Origin of the sequence: Streptomyces sp. NBC_01142 (assembly GCF_026341125.1) — a bacterium.
Taxonomy (GTDB): domain Bacteria; phylum Actinomycetota; class Actinomycetes; order Streptomycetales; family Streptomycetaceae; genus Streptomyces.
Genome location: NZ_JAPEOR010000002.1, coordinates 969,067 through 986,058, shown reverse-complemented (window position 1 = coordinate 986,058; position 16,992 = coordinate 969,067). Strand labels below are relative to the sequence as shown.

Genomic DNA, 16,992 nt, shown 5'->3' with positions numbered 1-16,992 from the left:
CGGTCGTATCCGCCCCGCCCCGGGGCGGCGGCCGCAGGAGAGGGGCGGGCATGGGCTGGACGGTCCTCTACATCGCGTTCGGCGTCGTCGCGCTGTGGCTGCTCGGTGAGGTGCTGCTGCAGTACAAGGCGCGGCTGCGCTACCGGCTGCTCGCCTTCGGCGGCTTCCTCGGCGTGGTCCTCGGCGTACTGCTGCCCTCCGTCCTGGTGATCGCGCTCGGCGCCATCGCCTTCGCGGTCGGCCAGACCTACGTCACGCTCTCCTTCCGGCGCGGCTTCTCCACCGGCTGGGCACTCGGCGGCAGCCCCGGGGCGAGCCGCCGACGCAGGTCCGGATCCCCCCAGGGCGCGGGCGCGACGCGCGAGCCCACGCTGGAGGTGTCCGACCTCGCCTACGAGCCGGGCACCGCGCAGTCCCCGGAGCCCCGGGAGTCCCGGGAGTCCCCGGAGAACGATGACGTCTACGAGCCGCAGCCGCTGCCCGAGGAGACCGGGCAGTACGGCATATACAACGACACGGCATACGCCGCCGCCACCGAGCAGGACCAGAGCCAGAACTACGCCGCGTACGACACCGGTTACGACACCTACTCCGGCTACGGCCAGCAGCCGGCCGGTCAGGACAGCTACGCCGGGCAGTACGACTACGGGACCGGGCAGCAGCAGTACGCCGCCTACTCCGACCCCTATGTGGGCGGCCAGCAGCACAGCGCGTACTCCTACGATGCCTACGACAGCTACGGCGGCCAGCAGCAGTACGCCGACCCCTACGCACAGCAGCAGTACAGCGAGACGCCGCCGGGCGGGGTGTGGGTGCCGCAGCAGCGCGACGGGGAGCAGCAGGTCCCGCCGGCGCCGCAGGAGGAGCCCTCGCCGTACGGCTACGACTCCGGGTACAACGAGCAGCAGTACCGCTACTGACCCGGGCCCCTGGGGACCTGGGGCCGGAACTCCGGCGCCCGGAGCCACCTGCCCGGAAGCACCTGTCCGGGGTCACTCGCTCAGGGTCACTCGCCCGGGGTCACTGAGAGCCGCGGAAGTCCGCGCCCTCCACGATCAGCCCGGAGACCAGGGCACCCGACATCCCGGCGTGCGCGAGCCCGCCACCGGGGTGAGCGAAGCCACCGGCGAAGAGCAGCCCCGGCAGCGGCGACCGGTTGTCCGCCGACAGGTAGTCACCCCCGGCGCCCGCCAGCGCGGGTGCGGGCACCTGGCGCAGGCCCGTCTCCCGCAGGGTGTCGTCCGGGGTGCGCGCCTCGCGCCACAGCAACCGCTCGCCCAAGCCGGGTACGGCGGCGGCAGCCGCCTCCAGGACCCGGTCCGCGAAGCGCTCGGTGACGCCCGGCTCACTCCACAGACTGTCCGCCGACCACAGGTCCCCGGCCGGGACGACGGCGGTCACGGTGACCGACTCGTGCCCTTCGGGATGGAGGGTGGGATCGTCCGGGCGCAGGACCGTCACGGTCGGCCGGTCGCACAGCCGGCCGTCGAGGACCGCCTCGAGTTCTGCGGACCGGTCGGCCGCGTGAACCACGGTGCGGTGCACCGCGTCGCCGGGCCGGGCGCCGCGCAGCGCCAGGCACAGCACGAACCGCCCGGTCGCGGGGCCCTTCTGCCAGTGAGGCCGGTCGTCGGAGTGCTGCCGGTCCAGTACGTGATCCTTGTAGAGGGCCGGGACAGGGGCACCCGAGACGACGAAGTCCGCTTCCGCGCCCGTGTCGTCGTCCGCCAGTACCACCCCCGCCGCGCGCCCGTCCTTCTCCTGTACGCCCGTCACCTCGGCGCCGAAGACGAACTCGACCTTGCGGGCCAGGCAGCGTTCGTACACCGCCTGCGCGAGCGCCCGCATCCCGCCGCGTACGTACCAGCTGCCGAAGGTCTGCTCCATGTACGGCAGTACGGCCGCCGCGGCGGGCGCGCTGCGGGGATCGAGCCCGTACGCCAGCGCACTGCTCTCCAGCAGGGCCACCAGCCGCGGATCGCCCAACTCGCGGTGCGCGACCTCGGCCAGGGTGGGCGGCCGGCGCCGCAGCAGCCCGCTCTTGCGCACCGCCGGATACGGATCGCGCCCCAGAGCCTGCCGGTCCGCCCGCAGCGGCTCCTCGAGGAGCGGTCTGCGCGTCGCGTCCCAGGCGGTCCGCGCGCGGTTGAGATAGGCGCTCCACAGCTCACCGGCACCGGCACCCAGCGCCTCGTCCAGCGCGGAAGCCACGCCTCCGCGCGAGGCGTTGGGCAGCGCGACCTCGGTGCCGTCGGCGAAGACATGCCGGACGGCCGGGTCGACCTGGGCCAGCTCGACGCACTGCTCCAGCGGCTCCTTGCCCGTCTTGACGAACAAGTCGCGGTAGACGGCGGGCAGATGCAGCAGCCCCGGCCCGGTGTCGAAGGCGAAGCCCTCGCGCTCGAACCGGCCCACCGCGCCGCCGTACGTCGCCGAGCGCTCGTACACCGTCACCCGGTGGCCTGCCACGGCCAGCCGGGCGGCAGCCGCCATGGCGCCCATCCCGGCGCCGATCACCGCAATCCGTGCCATGTCAGGGACTTTATCCGCCCCCACCACGGTGCTTTCCCGGGGGACGCCCCCGGCACCCCCGGCCCCCGGCACCCCCGGCCCTCGGCACCCCCGGGCTCAGTCGGGTGGCCTGCGAACCCCCGAGGCCACCAGCCGCTTCTCCTCACGGCGCTGCGCCCTGCGCCGCAGAAAGCGCCGGATCCTCGAGGCGAGGAAGGTCACCGTCACGATGCCCAGTACGAGCAGGACCCCGGCGATGATCGCGGCCGCGACCGGATGGAAGATCGCGAAAGTGATGATCCCGGCGACGCCCAGGTCCTCCGCGGTGCTCATGGCGATATTGCTGAACGGTTCGGGGGAGGTGTTGATCGCCATCCGCGTACCGGCCTTGACGAGATGGCTCAGCAGCGCGGTCGAACCGCCGACGGCGCCGGCCGCGAGCTCCGGCAGCGAGCCGCTCTCCCCCGCCAGGAGCGCGCCCACGACCGCACCCGCCACCGGCCGGATCACGGTGTGCACGGAATCCCATATCGAGTCGACGTACGGGATCTTGTCCGCGACCGCCTCGCAGAGGAACAGCACACCGGCGGCGATCAGTACATCGGTGCGCTGCAGTGATGCGGGCACCTCGTCGGTGAGCCCGGTCGCGCCGAAGACGCCGAGCAGCAGGACCACCGCGTAGGCGTTGATCCCGCTGGCCCAGCCGCTGGTGAAGACGAGGGGGAGTACGGACACGGACGCGATCGTAACCAGACGGCATCCCGTGCGGATGGGCATGAGCACGGACAGCTGAGTATCCGTACCTAGTGGGTGAGATGAGTACGCGCGCGGATGGGGTCTCACCTGTGCAGAAGGAAGAGTGGGGACCACGGAAGGGGCGCGGCGCCGGCACCGACGACACGGGGCGGCGGAACGGCGCGGCACCCCCGACGCAACGGGGAGCACAACGGAGAACCCACTGACCGCCGGGGGAACAACGGGGATCGGGTTCTCCGGCACCACGGGGGAACAACGGGGGACGCGGGGGGAACGGGGACACGGGGAACGGGGGAAACGCGCCGGTTCGGCGGGGCTCGGGGGGATCGAGCCTCGAAGGGCCGGCGCGTTTCTGTGTGCGCGTCTCTGTTCTCGTACGCCCCGGCGACTCCTAGCGGCCGCTCACCCGGCCGTGCAGCAGTCGCGACAGCGCCGCGTGCACATCGTCGAGCGACCGCTCCCGCTGGAACGCCTGCCAGTCCAGCGCCGCGACCAGCACCATTCCGACCAGCGCGGCAGCCGTCAGCCCGACGTCGATCTCCTCACTCAGCTCGCCGTTCTCGACTGCCTCGCGCAGCACCGTCTCGACCACGGCCACCGCCTGCTGCCGGACGACGAGGAGAGTCGACTGCCAGGCCCGGTTGGTTCGCCACAGCTCGGCGACGTACAGCTGGGTGAAGGCCGGATAGCGTTCGATGAAGACCAGACCGGCCCTGATCATCGCGTCCAGTGCCTCGACCTTGGTGCCGCCGCGGTCGGCTGTCTCGTCGGCGGCGTTCTGCAGCGAGAGGGTGAGCAGCCCGACGCCGTACCGCAGCAGCTCCTCGAAGAGTTCGGTCTTGCTCTTGAAGTTGTAGTAGACCGTGCCCTTGGCGACCCCTGCCCGCTCGGCGATCTCGTCCACCGTGGTGGCGGAGAAGCCCTGCTCGGCTATGAGCGTCACGGCTGCCTCGTAGAGCTTGGCCCGGGTCGCCCGGCGTCTGGTGCTGGTGCTGTCCATGGCGTCCATGGCGTCGATTCTCACAGGTCCGTCCGTTCTCACAGAGTCAGCTCGGGGTGGAGCCGGTCGAGCGTCCACACCTGCTTGTGCCGCGCGGTGAGGGCGGTGAGCGCGAGCGCGCCCGCGGTGAAGGCGGCCAGCACCGCGCATGCCTGCCACACCGGGCCGAGTCCGCCGCCCGTGATCAGCGTGCGCAGTGCATCGACGACGTACGTCATCGGGAGGAAGGGGTGGATCGCGTTGAAGAACGCGGGGCTGGTCTGTACGGGGTAGGTGCCGCCGGCCGAGGTCAGCTGGAGCATCAGCACCGCCAGTACGAGGATCCGGCCCGCGGCTCCGAAGCGGGCGTTCAGCCACTGGATGATCGCGGAGAAGCAGCAGGTCACCAGCGCCAGGAAGGCGACCGTCCCGGCCGCGTACGCCATCTGCAGACCGAGGCCCCAGTGCAGTACCGACATCAGGGCGGCGACCTGCAGCAGCCCGATCGCGGCGACCGGAAGCCAGCCGGCCGACGCGATGCGCCAGGCGGAGGCGCCGACGGCGAGCGCACGCCGGTTGAGTGGCTGGATGATCATGTACGCCACCATGGAGCCCACCCAGAGGGAGAGCGGGATGAAATACGGGGCGAAGCCGGTGCCGTAGTTGGGTGCCTTGTGCAGGGACTGGTTGGCCAGCTGCACGGGGTCGGCCATCACCTCGGTGCGGCGGTCGCGGTCCTTCTTGTCGTAGTCGGGGATCTTCTCCACGCCGTTGTTCAGCCCGCCGGCCAGCTCGGTCGATCCGTCGGCCAGTTTGAAGAGGCCGCCGTCCAGGCTCTTGGCGCCCTTCTTGAGCTTGCCGACGCCGCTGTCGAGGTCGACGGAGCCGGTCTTGGCGCTGGTCAGCCCGGTGTGCAGCTGGTCGGCGCCGGTGGCGACCTTCTTGGCGCCGGCGTTGAGCCTGTTGATGTCGCGTACGGACGACTCCAGGTCCTCGCTCAGGCGCGGTGACCGCTTGGCGAGGTCGTCCGCCTGCTTCTGCAGCTTCTCGAGATGTCCGTCCAGCTTCTTCAGAACGCCGTTGTTGTCCTGCACCAGGGCATTGACGTCGTCGGCGGCCTTGGCGACATCGGCCGACGTGACCTTGGCGCGCTCCAGGGCCGAGCAGACGGCGGGGTCGGGCAGAACGGCGTCCTCGCAGCGCGTCTTGTGCAGGTCGTTCAGCTCGTCGGCGGACTTGTGGGCCCGTGTCGCCGCGCCGGGGGCCCTCTCCACCAGGGAGGCGAGGGTGTGGCGGGCGGCGGCGGAGGAGTCGGCGACCAGGCGGGCCGTGCGACCGATCGTCTTGCCGTCGTCCTTGAGGTACGGACGGACGTTGGCGGCGATCCCGTTGACCTTGTCGGCAAGGACCTGGGTGCCGTTGGCGACCTTGCGGGAGCCGGTCTCGAGTTCGCCCGCGCCCTTGTTGAGCTCGGTGAGCCCGCCGGCCAGCTTGCCGCTGCCGTCCTTGGCGTCCTTCAGCCCGTCCGAGAGGCTCTTGGAGCCCTTCTTCGCCTTACCGACTCCGTCCTTGAGGTCGTCGGCGCCCTTCGCGGCCTTCTCCGTCGCGTCATGGATGTCGGAGAAGGATATGAAGATCTTGTCGAGGAAGGAGCGGGAGGCATCGGTCGAGGCGGCGGTGCGCACTTCGGAGAAGACGGACCGTGAGATCTGCCCGACGATGTAGTTGTTGGCGTCGTTCGTACGGACCTGAAGAGCGCCGGTCGCGGGGGAGTCTCCGGAACTGGACGCGATGCGCTCGCTGAAGTCCTTCGGCATGGTCAGCGAGAGGTAGTACGCGCCGTCCTCCACGCCCTTGCGGGCTTCGGCAGCACTGACCTCGTGCCAGTCGAAGACCTTGCTGTCGAGCAGGCCCTCGGTGATCTCGTCGCCGGCCGTGATCTTCTTGCCCTCGGCGGTGGCTCCCTTGTCGCTGTTGACGAGCGCGACGGGTATCCGGTCGAGCTGGCCGTACGGATCCCAGAACGAGCACAGGTACAGCGCGCCGTACAGCAGCGGCAGCAGCAGAATCGCGACGAGCGCGGCGGACGGCAGTTTCCCCCTGCCGAACCGCTTCAGCTCAAGCGCGGCCAGTATCGGCGAGCGCATCGGCCGTCCCCTCCTCGTTCGTGTCCTTGTTCGTGTCGTCGGCGTCGGCGTCGGCGCCTGTGTCTGTGTCTCTGTCTGTGTCCCCGAGCGCCGCTGCCTCCACTTTTGCTTCCGCTTCCGCTTCCGCCTCTGCATCCGCGTCAGTGCCCGTGTCCGCGACCGCTTCTGTATCCGCGTCAGCGGCTGCGGCCGTGGCCGCGTCGACCGTGCTGCGACCGGTGGTGCGGATGACGGTCGTCCCTTCGGGGGCCTGGCTGCACACGGCGAACACGGTCGTGCCGCTCTCGGCGAGGGAGCCCAGCAGCTTCCAGACCTCGGCCCGCTCGGTGTCGGAGAGCTTGAGGTCGATGTCGTCGACCGCGAGCAGGCGTGGGCGGCCGATCAGAGCGAGGGCGATGGACAGCCGCAGCTCCTCCAGCCGCTCCAGGTCGCGCACCGCGGTGCGCTCCTCCTTGGGCAGCGTGGCCAGGTCGAGCCCGGCCGCCTCCAGCGCCTCGTCGATACGTCCGCGTGCCGCGGCGGCGTGCTCGGCCCGCGGGCGCAGCAGAGTGCGCAGCGAGCTGTCGAAGCGGCGCTGCAGCAGGGCGCGTTCGCGCAGATGCTCGGCGACGGTCAGGGCCGGGTCGAGATCGCTGATGCCCGGCACCGGGCCGAGCGCGCTGATCCGGCGTACGGCGGCCATCTTGCGCGGCAGTTGGAGACCGCCGATCTCGGCACGGCCTTCGGTGGGACGCATACGGCCGGTGAGAGCGAGCAGCAGACAGGTACGGCCCGAACCCGACGGGCCCTCGACGGCGATGAGTGAGCCGGGCCGGGCGTCGATGTCCACTCCCCGGAAGGCCCAGCCGCGCGGACCCTTGAGTCCGAAGTCCTCGGTGATGACGGGAGCCCCGTGCGGGCTGTCCACGTATCCTCCCCCATTTGCACTGACTAGTCAGTGCAAAAACTACCCCCGAACCCGTGATCGAAGCAAAAGTGCAGGTCGGAGCCGATTGTCAGTGGTGCCCCTCACGATGGACACATACGGCCACAGAGCCGTCACACGACGACAGGAGGTTCGTCATGGCCAGCTCCTCCGCGGCAGCCGCACAGCGGCGCCGCGCCACCGGCCCTGCACCCTCACTGACCGGACCGGCGAACGACGTCCACCCCGTCCTGCGGCGGGCCTCGGCACCGCCCGCCGCCCTCGACCTCCTCGCCCAGGCCCGTACGGGCCTCGACGAGGCCGCCACCCTCGACATGCCCAACGAGCGGTATGCCACGGCCCATCTGGCCGCACTGCGCACCGCGGCAGCCGTCCTGGCCGCCCGTGGCCGCCCGGAGACCAGCGAGCGCCGGCGTCAGCGCATACGCAGCGCCTGGGAAGTCCTGCCCGAGATCGCGCCCGAGCTGTCCGAGTGGAGCGTCCTGTTCGCCTCGGGTGCCCGGCGCAGGGCGCGCGCCGAGGCGGGCATCCAGGGCGCGGCGAGCAGCCGCGACGCCGACGACCTGTTGCGCGACGCGGCCATGTTCCTGCGCCTGGTCGAGCGGATGCTGGTCCTCCAGCCCGTGCTGCCCCAGCCGAGGACGAAGCAACCGGAGACGCCGGAAACGGGGGGCGCCGCGGGATGAGACGGGGGGCGGGGACGCCCGGCGGAGGCAATAGGGTGGGCTGAGTCTGCACTGAGTTCGGCCGTATTCGGCATTCGGCAGTCAAACGAATGTGCCGTCTCCACCGTCTTCACCGTTCACGCCCCGCGAGCCGGGGCGGCACCGCCCGAGGAGTCAACTGCCGTGTCGGACCCGACGCGCCCCCGCGCCTCTCTCCGTACCGCCGTGGTCTGGGAGGTCCTCAAGGACGCCCTCGACCGCCGGGTCAAGGCGTCCGGGACGGACACCCTGGACGTCCTCGACACCGGTGGCGGCACCGGCAACTTCGCGGTGCCCGTGGCCCGGCTCGGCCACCGGGTCACCGTGGTCGACCCGAGTCCCAACGCCCTCTTCGCGCTGGAGCGCCGGGCGGCCGAGGCCGGCGTGGCCGACCGGGTCCGCGGTGTCCAGGGCGACATCCACGGCCTGTTCGACGTCGTCGAGCGCGGTGGCTACGACGCCGTGCTGTGCCACGGAGTCCTGGAGTACGTGGACGACCCCGCCGAGGGCGTACGCAACGCCGTGGACGCCCTCCGTCCCTCCGGCGCGCTCAGCCTGCTCGCCGCCGGCCTCGGCGGGGCCGTCCTCGCCAGGGCGCTGGCCGGGCACTTCAACGAGGCCCGCCATGCGCTCACCGATCCCGCGGGCCGCTGGGGCGAGGGCGACCCGGTGCCCCGGCGCTTCACCGCCGAGCAGCTCACTGAGCTTGTCGCCGCGGCCGGTGTCGAGGTCGGCGCCGTGCACGGCGTACGGGTCTTCACCGACCTGGTTCCGGGCGTCCTGGTGGACACCGAGCCCGGTGCCGTGGACGCCCTGCTCGAGCTGGAGGCGGCGGCCGCCGAACTTCCCGCGTTCCACTCCGTCGCGACCCAGCTTCATGTACTGGGCGAGAAGCAGGGCTGATCAGGGGCGCAGCAGCACATGGAGTACGCCACAGACCCCCCGATAGTGGCCGTGGCCCCGTATGATCGGGGGACACCATCCGGCATGACGGATCGGAGGTTGGGGAATCTACGCCTCAGCACCCCGAGCCGGCATGGCGGCCCGGACTGGCGAAGTTGGCGTAGAGGGCGGGTTTCACGGGGGCGATTCCCTGCCTATCCTGAAAGGGCCGCATACCGGTCGCCCCCCGCGACCGACGACTAGGAGGACTCCGTGCCGCTCTCGGAGCACGAGCAGCGAATGCTCGAGCAAATGGAGCGAGCGCTGTACGCCGAAGATCCCAAGTTCGCTACAGCGCTTGAGGGAAGCGGGCTGCGTACGTACACCCGGCGACGGGTCTACCAGGCAGTCGCAGGCTTCCTGGTGGGTATCGCGCTCCTCATGGCCGGAATGGTCGCCCAGCAGATCTGGATCAGCGTGGTGGGGTTCCTCGTCATGCTCGGCTGTGCGGTGCTCGCGGTCACCGGATGGCGCAAGGCGCCCAAACCGGGTGAGCAACAGACCGTTGGGGACACTCCGGCCGCCGGCCGGCACCCCCGTCGGCGCAGATCGATGATGGACCGGATCGAGCAGCGGTGGCAGCGCCGCCGCGACGAACAGGGCCACTGAACAGGCTGCGGACCGCTCGGCACCGCGGCTTCTCTCAGTTGCCGCCTTGGCCGCCGCCTTCACGAGCTTGCTGCACGGGTGAGGGGCGACGCTTTCGAGCGTCGCCCCTCACCCGTGCGTTCGCATGTACGCGCGTCCCGCCTCGTGTGCGTCTCGCAGCCGCCTCGGACCGGCGCCTCGGACGGGCCTCGGACCGACCTCCGCCGAACCCCGGACGGCCCGGGCCGGATCTTGGGCAGATCTCGGCCGGCCCCGGGTGGACCTCTCGGCGGATCGCGAGCGGACCGAGGGCGGACCTTCGGGCCGGGATCGCGCCCGGCCCGAACGGTCCGCCCTCGGATCAGCCTCGGATCATCCCCGGGTCAGCCTCGCTGGCGGGACGGGCGGCGCAGGATTCCTGCCCACCGGTCCAGGCGCCACCGGCGCACGCCCCAGCGGTCCGTGAACGACGCCCAACGGGCCGAGAGGGCCCACACCACCCTGACGGACGAGCGAGGCGCGAGCAGAGCCCTCAGCCGCGTCCTACGGCCCACCGCATCCCGCAGCCCGGCCCCGATCTGCTGGGCGTCGTCCGCGAGACCCGTACCCGGCCGGGGCTCCGGCGCATAGAGCACCTGCTCCACCGCACCGGCCACCCGGTGCACCGCGTCCGCGGGCTCCCCTTCCAGCTTGCCCAGCCGGACGATGCGGGCGGCGGCCTTGCGCGGCGTCTGCGAGTCGTCGGGCGGGATGCCGTGGTCCCACGCCGTGTCGCGGATCTCCTCCCAGGCCGCCAGCGTCCGGGCCGCGGCGTCCGCGGGCGTGCGCCCACGGGAGCCCAGCCGACGCCCACGCATACTGATCCGCCACAGCAGCGGCAGCAGCGGTACAAGCACCACCGCCGCCACGCCCAGCACCACCAGCAGCACGGTCCCCAGCGGGAACCCCGGGTCCTTGGGCGGCTGGACGGCCGCCGGCGCGACCGCGCCGCATTCGCCGAGCCGCCGCGCCTGCGCCGGGCAGCTGTCCGAGACGGACGGCGCGGCGGACGGCGCCGTCGAGTCGTCGACCTCAGGCTTCGTCGGGCTGCTGGGACCGCCTGAAGGCGTCTGCGCCCGGGTGTAGTCGGGAGTGGAGCCCCGGGTAGGGGTCGGCTCGAACCGTGTCCACCCCACGCCTTCGAAGTACAGCTCCGGCCATGCGTGCGCATCGCGCAGACCGACCGACATGGTGCCGTCCGACTGCGGGGACCCGGGGGTGAAGCCCACCGCGACCCGAGCCGGAATGTCCAGCGTCCTGGCCATCGCTGCCATCGAGAAGGAGAAGTGGACGCAGAAGCCCTCCTTCTGCCGCAGGAAGCGGGTGATCGCGGTGACGCCCGTTCCCGACTGCACCTGGGTGTCGTAGGTGAAGCCGCCCTCCACGGAGAACCAGTCCTGCAGTTTCACGCCCCGCTCGTAGTCGTTCCTGGCGCCCTTGGTGATCTTCCTCGCGGTGTCCCCGACCTCGTCCGGCAGTACTTCGGGCACCCGGGTGTACTCGCGCCGCAGCGCGGTGGGCGCCGGGGACGCCGCGGCCAGCTGTTGCGGAGTCGGCTGCACGAGCAGGCTGCTGACGGAGTACTGCGCACCGCGGGTGTTCTGACCGCGGTCGCCGACCAGGGTCCGTCCGGCGGGCTCGAAGCGCCAACGCCCGCCGATGTCCACCTTCGTCGCCGGATAGGGCATCGGCAGCCAGCTCTGCTTGTAGGAGCGGGCGGCCGAGAGGTTCGTCTTGATCTCGGTGACGCCGACGGCGTTGCTCAGGCCGTCCGGCTGGGGAAGCCGGTCCGGCACGTCCTTGACCTTGCGCTCCGAGGACTTCCACGCCGTGCCGTCGAACTGGTCCAGCGCGACGATCCGCAGATACATGTCCTGGGTGCTCGTCGTGTTGGTGCGGTATCGGATCACCTCGCGGTCGTCCGGCTGGTTCAGGCTGTCCTGCAGCGAGACCAGCGGGTTCACCGCGGAGATGGTGCCCCCGCCGGACCCCGGGCCGTCCCCGCTGCCCGCGTCACCCAGCAGCCCGCCGTCCAGCGCGGGCAGCGCCGCCGGGACGGCGAGCGCGACGCCCAGCGCAAGCGCGCCGATCCGCCGCCCCGTACGCACCGGGGCCAGCGCACTGCCACCGGGCGGTTCGAACCCGCCCCCGGTCCGCCCCTGCGCGGATGCGGCACCACCGAAGACCCGCCCCCACTGGGAGAGCCGGTCCCGGCCCTCGGCCAGCAGAAGCACCAGATAGCCGGTGGCCGCCAGCAGGAACCACAGCCAGCTCGCGCCGCCGCCGCCGGAGAGTCCGGCGGCCACCGAGTAGAGCGCCAGCAGCGGCAGACCGGCCGGGGCCGCACTGCGGTACGTCACCGCGAGCGCGTCCACCGCGAGGCCGATCACCAGCACGCCGCCGATCACCATCAGCTCGATGCCGTCGGTCGCCGGCGCCGGGATCGCGTACCGCCCGACGTCCTCGCCGCCCGCGTTCAGCAACCGGCCGAACTGCTGGAACGCCTCGGGCCCCGGCAGTACTCCGAGGATCGCCCGGCCCCGCGCGAAAACCACGGTGAGCATCAGCAGTGCGACGAGCGCCTGCACCGCCACCGTCAGCGGCCGGGCCAGCGGCACCCGCCGCGCGAGCGCGCCCACCCCGCTCTGAACGGCCAGCAGGAACGCCGCCTGCAGAATCCAGGTGGCCGGATCGACCAGCGGCAGCATTGCGCCCGCCGCCATCAGCGTGGCGGCGAAGGCGCACAGTGCCAGCCTTCCACGACCGCTCATGACCAACCCCCAGAGAAACCGTTCGCAGTGCTGCCCGAGGACCCGGACGACTCCATGCGCTGCCGGCCCGCCTGCTGCCACAGATCGGCGAGCGGCGCCCCGGGCGGCACGGCCAATGCGGTCCAGCCCGCCTCGCGCAGCTGTCTCAGCCGGTCGTCGACCGTCCCGGCCGCACCGCCGCTGTTCCCCCAGGTCCCGCTGTCCAGGACGAAGGCGACGGCCGAGCCGCTGCGTTGCCGCATCCTGGCCGCCAGGGCCGTCTGCTCCTCGTCGAGATCGCCGAAGAAGGCGATCAGCAGTCCTTCGTTCCCGCCGCGCAGCACGTCGTACGAACGGGAGAACCCGTCCTCGTCGGAATGGTCGACGACCGCGAGCGTGTCCATCATCAGACCCGCGGAGCCCGCGGACTCCTGGGTCGCCCCGGCGAAGCCGTCGGCGCCCTCTCCGGGCACCGAGCTTCCCGTGTCCGTCAACAGCCGGACCGCGAAGCCCCGTTCCAGCATGTGCATCAGCGCCGAGGCCGCGCCCGAGACCGCCCACTCGAAGGCGGAGTCGGGGCCCGCCCCCCGATAGGCGGTGCTCCGGGTGTCCAGGAGCACCGTGCATCTGGCCCGCTGAGGCTGCTCCTCGCGGCGCACCATCAGCTCGCCGTACCGCGCGGTGGAACGCCAGTGCACCCGGCGCAGATCGTCGCCGTAGCGGTAGGTGCGCGGGATGATGTCGTCGTCGCCGGCCAGGGCCAGCGAGCGCTGCCGCCCGTCGCCGTACCCCGATGCCTCGCCCGCGAGCCGCACCGGCGGCAGCGTCTCGGTCCGGGGAATGACGGTGAGGGTGTCGTACGCGCTGAAGGAGCGGGTCAGTTCGCACAGCCCGAAGGGGTCGCTCAGCCGCAGTTGCAGCGGCCCGAGCGGATAGCGCCCGCGCAGATCGGAACGGACCCGGTACGACACCTCGCGCCGCCCGCCCGCCTCCACCCGGTCCAGGACGAACCGGGGCCGCGGCCCCAGCACGTACGGCACATGGTCCTGGAGCATCAGCAGTCCGGTGGGCAGCCGCGAGACGTTGTCCATACGCAGATGCACCCGTGCCTCGGACCCGGCGGGCACCCGCGAGGGCGACAGACGACGGCTGCCGGCGACCCGGTAGCGGGTGCGGTACAGCACGGCCACACAGGCCAGCGGCAGTACGGCGAGGAGCAGCCCGACCCGGAGCAGGTCACCCTGCCCCAGGACGTACGCGCACACCGCCGCCGCCACTCCGGCGGCCAGGAACGAACGGCCGCGTGTGGTCAGCCCGCCCAGGGCCGCCCGCACCCCGCTCGCGTCCTTGCCTTCCGCGGCGGAGGGGCCCCCGGCGGACATCACAACCGCCGGGCGCCGGGCTGCTGGCCGTAGAGCGGCGGCTGCGCCGGCCGGCCCGGGACGTGGCCGCCGTCGGAGCTCCCGGTCGTGGGCACGGGCGTGCGCTGAATGATCTCCAGCACGACCTGCTCGGCCGTACGGCGGTTCAACTGCGCCTGCGCGGTGGGCAGCAGCCGGTGCGCGAGCACCTGCACCGCCAGGCCCTGGACATCGTCGGGCAGGGCGTAGTCACGACCGCTGAGCGCTGCCGAGGCCTTCGCGGCCCGCAGCAGATGCAGCGTGGCGCGCGGTGAGGCGCCGAGTCTGAGATCGGGGTGGCTGCGGGTGGCCGCCACCAGCTGCACCGCGTAGCGCCGTACGGACTCGGCGACATGGACCGTACGCACCGCGTCGATCAGCTTCACGATGTCGTGGGCGTGCGCCACCGGCTGGAGGTCGTCGAGCGGCGAGATGCCGCCGTGCACATCGAGCATCTGGAGCTCGGCCTCCGCGCTGGGGTAGCCGATCGACACCCGCGCCATGAAACGGTCGCGCTGCGCCTCGGGCAGCGGGTAGGTGCCCTCCATCTCCACCGGGTTCTGCGTCGCCACGACCATGAAGGGGCTGGGCAGTTCGTAGGTGTGCCCGTCGATGGTGACCTGGCGCTCCTCCATGGACTCGAGGAGCGCGGACTGCGTCTTGGGCGAAGCGCGGTTGATCTCGTCGCCGATCACGATCTGGGCGAAGATCGCGCCCGGCTTGAACTCGAAGTCACGCCGCTGCTGGTCGTAGATCGACACACCGGTGATGTCGGACGGCAGCAGGTCCGGCGTGAACTGGATACGCCGTACCGAACAGTCGATGGATTGCGCCAGTGCCTTGGCCAGCATTGTCTTGCCCACGCCCGGCACATCTTCGATGAGCAGATGCCCCTCGGCGAGTAGCACGGTCAGCGAAAGCCGTACGACCTCAGGCTTGCCCTCGATCACACCCTCCACCGACCTGCGGACACGCTCCGCTGTGGTGGTCAGATCTGTGAGGCTCGCTCGATCGTCATAGGTCGTCACCCGGCCCTCCTCGGCCCGTTCTACGGGCCGACGCTCTTCAGACGGCCCGGCCCACCCCAAAACACGAACACCGTCTCCGGAAGGTTCCGGAAGGGTGCCACACATGCATTCTTGTTGCCGTTACCGCTTCGTGTCACTCGCCTGTGGATAAAGGGGTGGGATATGGAGGTTTTGCCTTGTTTTCTCGGGCGTCCGACCGCTCATGCATGGGGCGTCCGACCGCTCATACAACCGGGTCGATCTCCCGCAGCAGACCCTGGGTGACATCGAAGACGAAGCCTCGGACATCGTCGGTGTGCGGCAGGAACGGCGAGGTGCGCACCCGCTGCATCGACTGCCGTACGTCCTGGTCGACATCCCGGAACGCCTCGACCGCCCAGGCGGGCCGCTGCCCGACCTCGTCCTCCAGCTCGTGCCGGAAGTCCTCGGTGATCTTCTCCAGACCGCAATTGGTGTGGTGGATCAGGATGACGGTTCGGGTCCCCAGCGCCCGCTGGCTGATGGTCAGCGACCGGATCACATCGTCCGTGACCACACCGCCGGCGTTCCGGATGGTGTGACAGTCGCCCAGCTCCAGGCCGAGCGCGTCGTGCAGGTCGAGCCGGGCGTCCATACAGGCCACCACGGCGACATGCAGTACGGGACGCGCGTCCATGCCCGGATCCCGGAAGCCGGCGGCATAGCGCAGGTTCGCCTCGACGAGACGATCGGTGACCGTGCCGCCGGAACGTGTTGCGTCGGCGGGGTGGTGCGCGGAAGTCGACATGAGGATGACGGTAATGGGCACAGGGAGTCCCGGCCTGCTGTGAGAGGGGACAAAGAACGTCAATGAGGCTTGTTGTGAGGTAACCCACACGCGTGCCAGGACGTCGCCCGTACGGGTGACGTGGCCGCTCCCGCGCCCCCTTCCCGGACGCCCCGTGCGACGCGCTGGCCGGTTGATTGACCGGAAGGGCCCGTGGACTAAAGTGACGCGAAGTCCGATGACGCGAAGTTCACGGACACAATCCTGAACATTTCCAGACTCCCCCCGCGTGTGCGGCGTACGTACGGCTCGGCCTCCTCCCGCTCGCCGGTCGGCCGACGCCACTTCCAAGGCGCCGGCGGACCACCTCCCCTTCTGAGCGGGCGGGGACCCGGCAGTACATACGCCCGCGCCGGACCTGAGAGGGCGCATGAGCGAGCGCAGCGAGCGAATCATCGGAAGCCGTGCGCACGGCGAATGGCGCCACGAGCCCTGCGAGGGGCGCGCATGAGCCAGAGCCGACACGTCCCGGTGATGCTCCAGCGGTGCCTGGACCTGCTGGCGCCGGCGCTGGAACGCCCCGGCGCCGTGGTCGTCGACTGCACCCTCGGTCTCGGCGGGCACAGCGAGGCACTGCTCACACGGTTTCCCGAGGCACACCTGGTCGCGCTCGACCGGGACAAGGAAGCGTTGCGGCTGTCCGGCGAGCGGCTCGCCCCGTTCGGCGAGCGGGCCACCCTGGTGCACGCCGTCTACGACGAGCTGCCCGAGGTCCTTCAGCGGCTGGGCATCCCGCGCGTCCAGGGCATCCTCTTCGACCTCGGTGTCTCCTCCATGCAGCTGGACGAGGCCGACCGCGGATTCGCGTACGCCCAGGACGCCCCGCTCGACATGCGCATGGACCAGACGACCGGCGTCAGCGCCGCCGAGGTCCTCAACACCTACCCGCCGGGCGAACTGGTGCGGATCCTGCGCGCGTACGGCGAGGAGAAGCAGGCCAAGCGGATCGTCTCGGCCGTCGTGCGGGAGCGGGAGAAGGAGCCCTTCTCCAACAGCGCCCGGCTCGTCGAGCTGATCCGGGACGCTCTGCCGCAGGCCGCCAAACGCACCGGCGGCAACCCCGCCAAGCGCACCTTCCAGGCGCTGCGCATCGAGGTGAACGGCGAGCTGACCGTCCTGGAGAGGGCGATCCCGGCCGCGGTGGCGGCACTCGCCGTCGGCGGGCGGATCGGTGTCCTTTCGTACCACTCGCTCGAGGACCGGCTGGTCAAACAGGTCTTCGCGGCCGGCGCCGCCAACACCGCGCCGCCCGGCCTGCCCGTCGTACCGGAGCAGTACCAGCCGCGGCTGAAGCTGCTGACCCGCGGCGCGGAACTCCCGACGGAGGAAGAGATCGCCGAGAACCGCCGCGCGGCGCCCGCGCGGTTCAGGGGAGCGCAGCGCATCCGGGAGGACGTGTGAGCACAGCGGCCAAGCAG

At 71.3% G+C, this 16,992-nt stretch carries 14 protein-coding genes; 5 read left to right on the top strand and 9 right to left on the bottom strand.

From position 1 onward, the window contains the following. The first annotated feature begins 50 nt into the window (after positions 1-50). The gene (locus OG883_RS21895; RefSeq protein ID WP_266543400.1) at positions 51-920 is read left to right on the top strand and encodes a hypothetical protein; all 870 of its coding nucleotides are present in this window, start codon (positions 51-53) and stop codon (positions 918-920) included. Positions 921-1,020: 100 nt separating this feature from the next. Here OG883_RS21895 and OG883_RS21890 read toward each other — a convergent pair whose 3' ends face one another. The 5 genes from OG883_RS21890 to OG883_RS21870 form a co-directional block, all read right to left on the bottom strand. Next, positions 1,021-2,532, bottom strand: coding sequence for an NAD(P)/FAD-dependent oxidoreductase (locus OG883_RS21890; protein ID WP_266543398.1), 1,512 nt, complete (start codon positions 2,530-2,532; stop codon positions 1,021-1,023). A 96-nt stretch (positions 2,533-2,628) separates the two neighbouring features. Then, positions 2,629-3,246, bottom strand: a complete 618-nt coding sequence (locus OG883_RS21885; RefSeq protein ID WP_266543396.1) for a DUF4126 domain-containing protein — start codon at positions 3,244-3,246, stop codon at positions 2,629-2,631. Between the two features lie 412 nt (positions 3,247-3,658). Then, entirely contained in the window at positions 3,659-4,267 is a 609-nt protein-coding gene (locus OG883_RS21880; RefSeq protein WP_266549302.1) for a TetR/AcrR family transcriptional regulator, read from the bottom strand. Positions 4,268-4,305: 38 nt separating this feature from the next. Beyond that, positions 4,306-6,393, bottom strand: a complete 2,088-nt coding sequence (locus OG883_RS21875; RefSeq protein ID WP_266543394.1) for a YhgE/Pip domain-containing protein — start codon at positions 6,391-6,393, stop codon at positions 4,306-4,308. Next, positions 6,365-7,300 (bottom strand): ATP-binding cassette domain-containing protein, encoded by a 936-nt coding sequence (locus OG883_RS21870; RefSeq protein ID WP_266543392.1) that lies wholly within the window; start codon positions 7,298-7,300, stop codon positions 6,365-6,367. Before OG883_RS21870 ends, OG883_RS21875 begins: the two co-directional genes overlap by 29 nt. Before the next feature lie 155 nt (positions 7,301-7,455). On the opposite strand from OG883_RS21870, the gene OG883_RS21865 reads away from it, so the two are divergent. The 3 genes from OG883_RS21865 (at position 7,456) to OG883_RS21855 (ending at position 9,573) form a co-directional block, all read left to right on the top strand. Beyond that, positions 7,456-8,004: an SAV_6107 family HEPN domain-containing protein gene (locus OG883_RS21865; RefSeq protein WP_266543390.1), complete on the top strand. Its 549-nt coding sequence runs from the start codon at positions 7,456-7,458 to the stop codon at positions 8,002-8,004. Between the two features lie 162 nt (positions 8,005-8,166). Beyond that, positions 8,167-8,925 carry a methyltransferase gene (locus tag OG883_RS21860; protein WP_266543388.1) on the top strand — a complete coding sequence of 253 codons (759 nt, stop codon included), beginning with the start codon at positions 8,167-8,169 and terminating at the stop codon, positions 8,923-8,925. A 252-nt stretch (positions 8,926-9,177) separates the two neighbouring features. After that, positions 9,178-9,573 (top strand): DUF3040 domain-containing protein, encoded by a 396-nt coding sequence (locus tag OG883_RS21855; RefSeq protein WP_266543386.1) that lies wholly within the window; start codon positions 9,178-9,180, stop codon positions 9,571-9,573. 362 nt (positions 9,574-9,935) lie between these two features. Here the strand turns inward: OG883_RS21855 and OG883_RS21850 are convergent, their stop codons facing one another. The 4 genes from OG883_RS21850 to OG883_RS21835 all read right to left on the bottom strand — a co-directional run bounded on the left by OG883_RS21850 (position 9,936) and on the right by OG883_RS21835 (position 15,535). Continuing rightward, positions 9,936-12,362, bottom strand: coding sequence for a DUF3488 and transglutaminase-like domain-containing protein (locus OG883_RS21850; RefSeq protein ID WP_266543384.1), 2,427 nt, complete (start codon positions 12,360-12,362; stop codon positions 9,936-9,938). Next, positions 12,359-13,723 (bottom strand): DUF58 domain-containing protein, encoded by a 1,365-nt coding sequence (locus OG883_RS21845; RefSeq protein ID WP_266543382.1) that lies wholly within the window; start codon positions 13,721-13,723, stop codon positions 12,359-12,361. The genes OG883_RS21850 and OG883_RS21845 overlap by 4 nt, the downstream gene beginning before the upstream one ends. Beyond that, positions 13,723-14,769, bottom strand: a complete 1,047-nt coding sequence (locus OG883_RS21840; protein ID WP_266543380.1) for a MoxR family ATPase — start codon at positions 14,767-14,769, stop codon at positions 13,723-13,725. Before OG883_RS21840 ends, OG883_RS21845 begins: the two co-directional genes overlap by 1 nt. Positions 14,770-14,992: 223 nt before the next feature. After that, positions 14,993-15,535 carry a carbonic anhydrase gene (locus OG883_RS21835; protein ID WP_266543379.1) on the bottom strand — a complete coding sequence of 181 codons (543 nt, stop codon included), beginning with the start codon at positions 15,533-15,535 and terminating at the stop codon, positions 14,993-14,995. A 486-nt stretch (positions 15,536-16,021) separates the two neighbouring features. Between OG883_RS21835 and rsmH the strand changes: the two genes are divergently transcribed. After that, entirely contained in the window at positions 16,022-16,975 is a 954-nt protein-coding gene (gene rsmH, locus OG883_RS21830; RefSeq protein WP_266543377.1) for a 16S rRNA (cytosine(1402)-N(4))-methyltransferase RsmH, read from the top strand. The last annotated feature ends 17 nt before the right edge of the window (positions 16,976-16,992 follow it).

Coding starts and splice junctions, on each gene's coding strand:
- OG883_RS21835 (WP_266543379.1), bottom strand. CDS start 15,535: ATGTCGACTTCCGCGCACCACCCCGCCGACGCAACACGTTCCGGCGGC.
- OG883_RS21845 (WP_266543382.1), bottom strand. CDS start 13,723: ATGTCCGCCGGGGGCCCCTCCGCCGCGGAAGGCAAGGACGCGAGCGGG.
- OG883_RS21850 (WP_266543384.1), bottom strand. CDS start 12,362: ATGAGCGGTCGTGGAAGGCTGGCACTGTGCGCCTTCGCCGCCACGCTG.
- OG883_RS21865 (WP_266543390.1), top strand. CDS start 7,456: ATGGCCAGCTCCTCCGCGGCAGCCGCACAGCGGCGCCGCGCCACCGGC.
- OG883_RS21880 (WP_266549302.1), bottom strand. CDS start 4,267: ATGGACAGCACCAGCACCAGACGCCGGGCGACCCGGGCCAAGCTCTAC.
- OG883_RS21895 (WP_266543400.1), top strand. CDS start 51: ATGGGCTGGACGGTCCTCTACATCGCGTTCGGCGTCGTCGCGCTGTGG.
- OG883_RS21875 (WP_266543394.1), bottom strand. CDS start 6,393: ATGCGCTCGCCGATACTGGCCGCGCTTGAGCTGAAGCGGTTCGGCAGG.
- rsmH (WP_266543377.1), top strand. CDS start 16,022: ATGAGCCAGAGCCGACACGTCCCGGTGATGCTCCAGCGGTGCCTGGAC.
- OG883_RS21890 (WP_266543398.1), bottom strand. CDS start 2,532: ATGGCACGGATTGCGGTGATCGGCGCCGGGATGGGCGCCATGGCGGCT.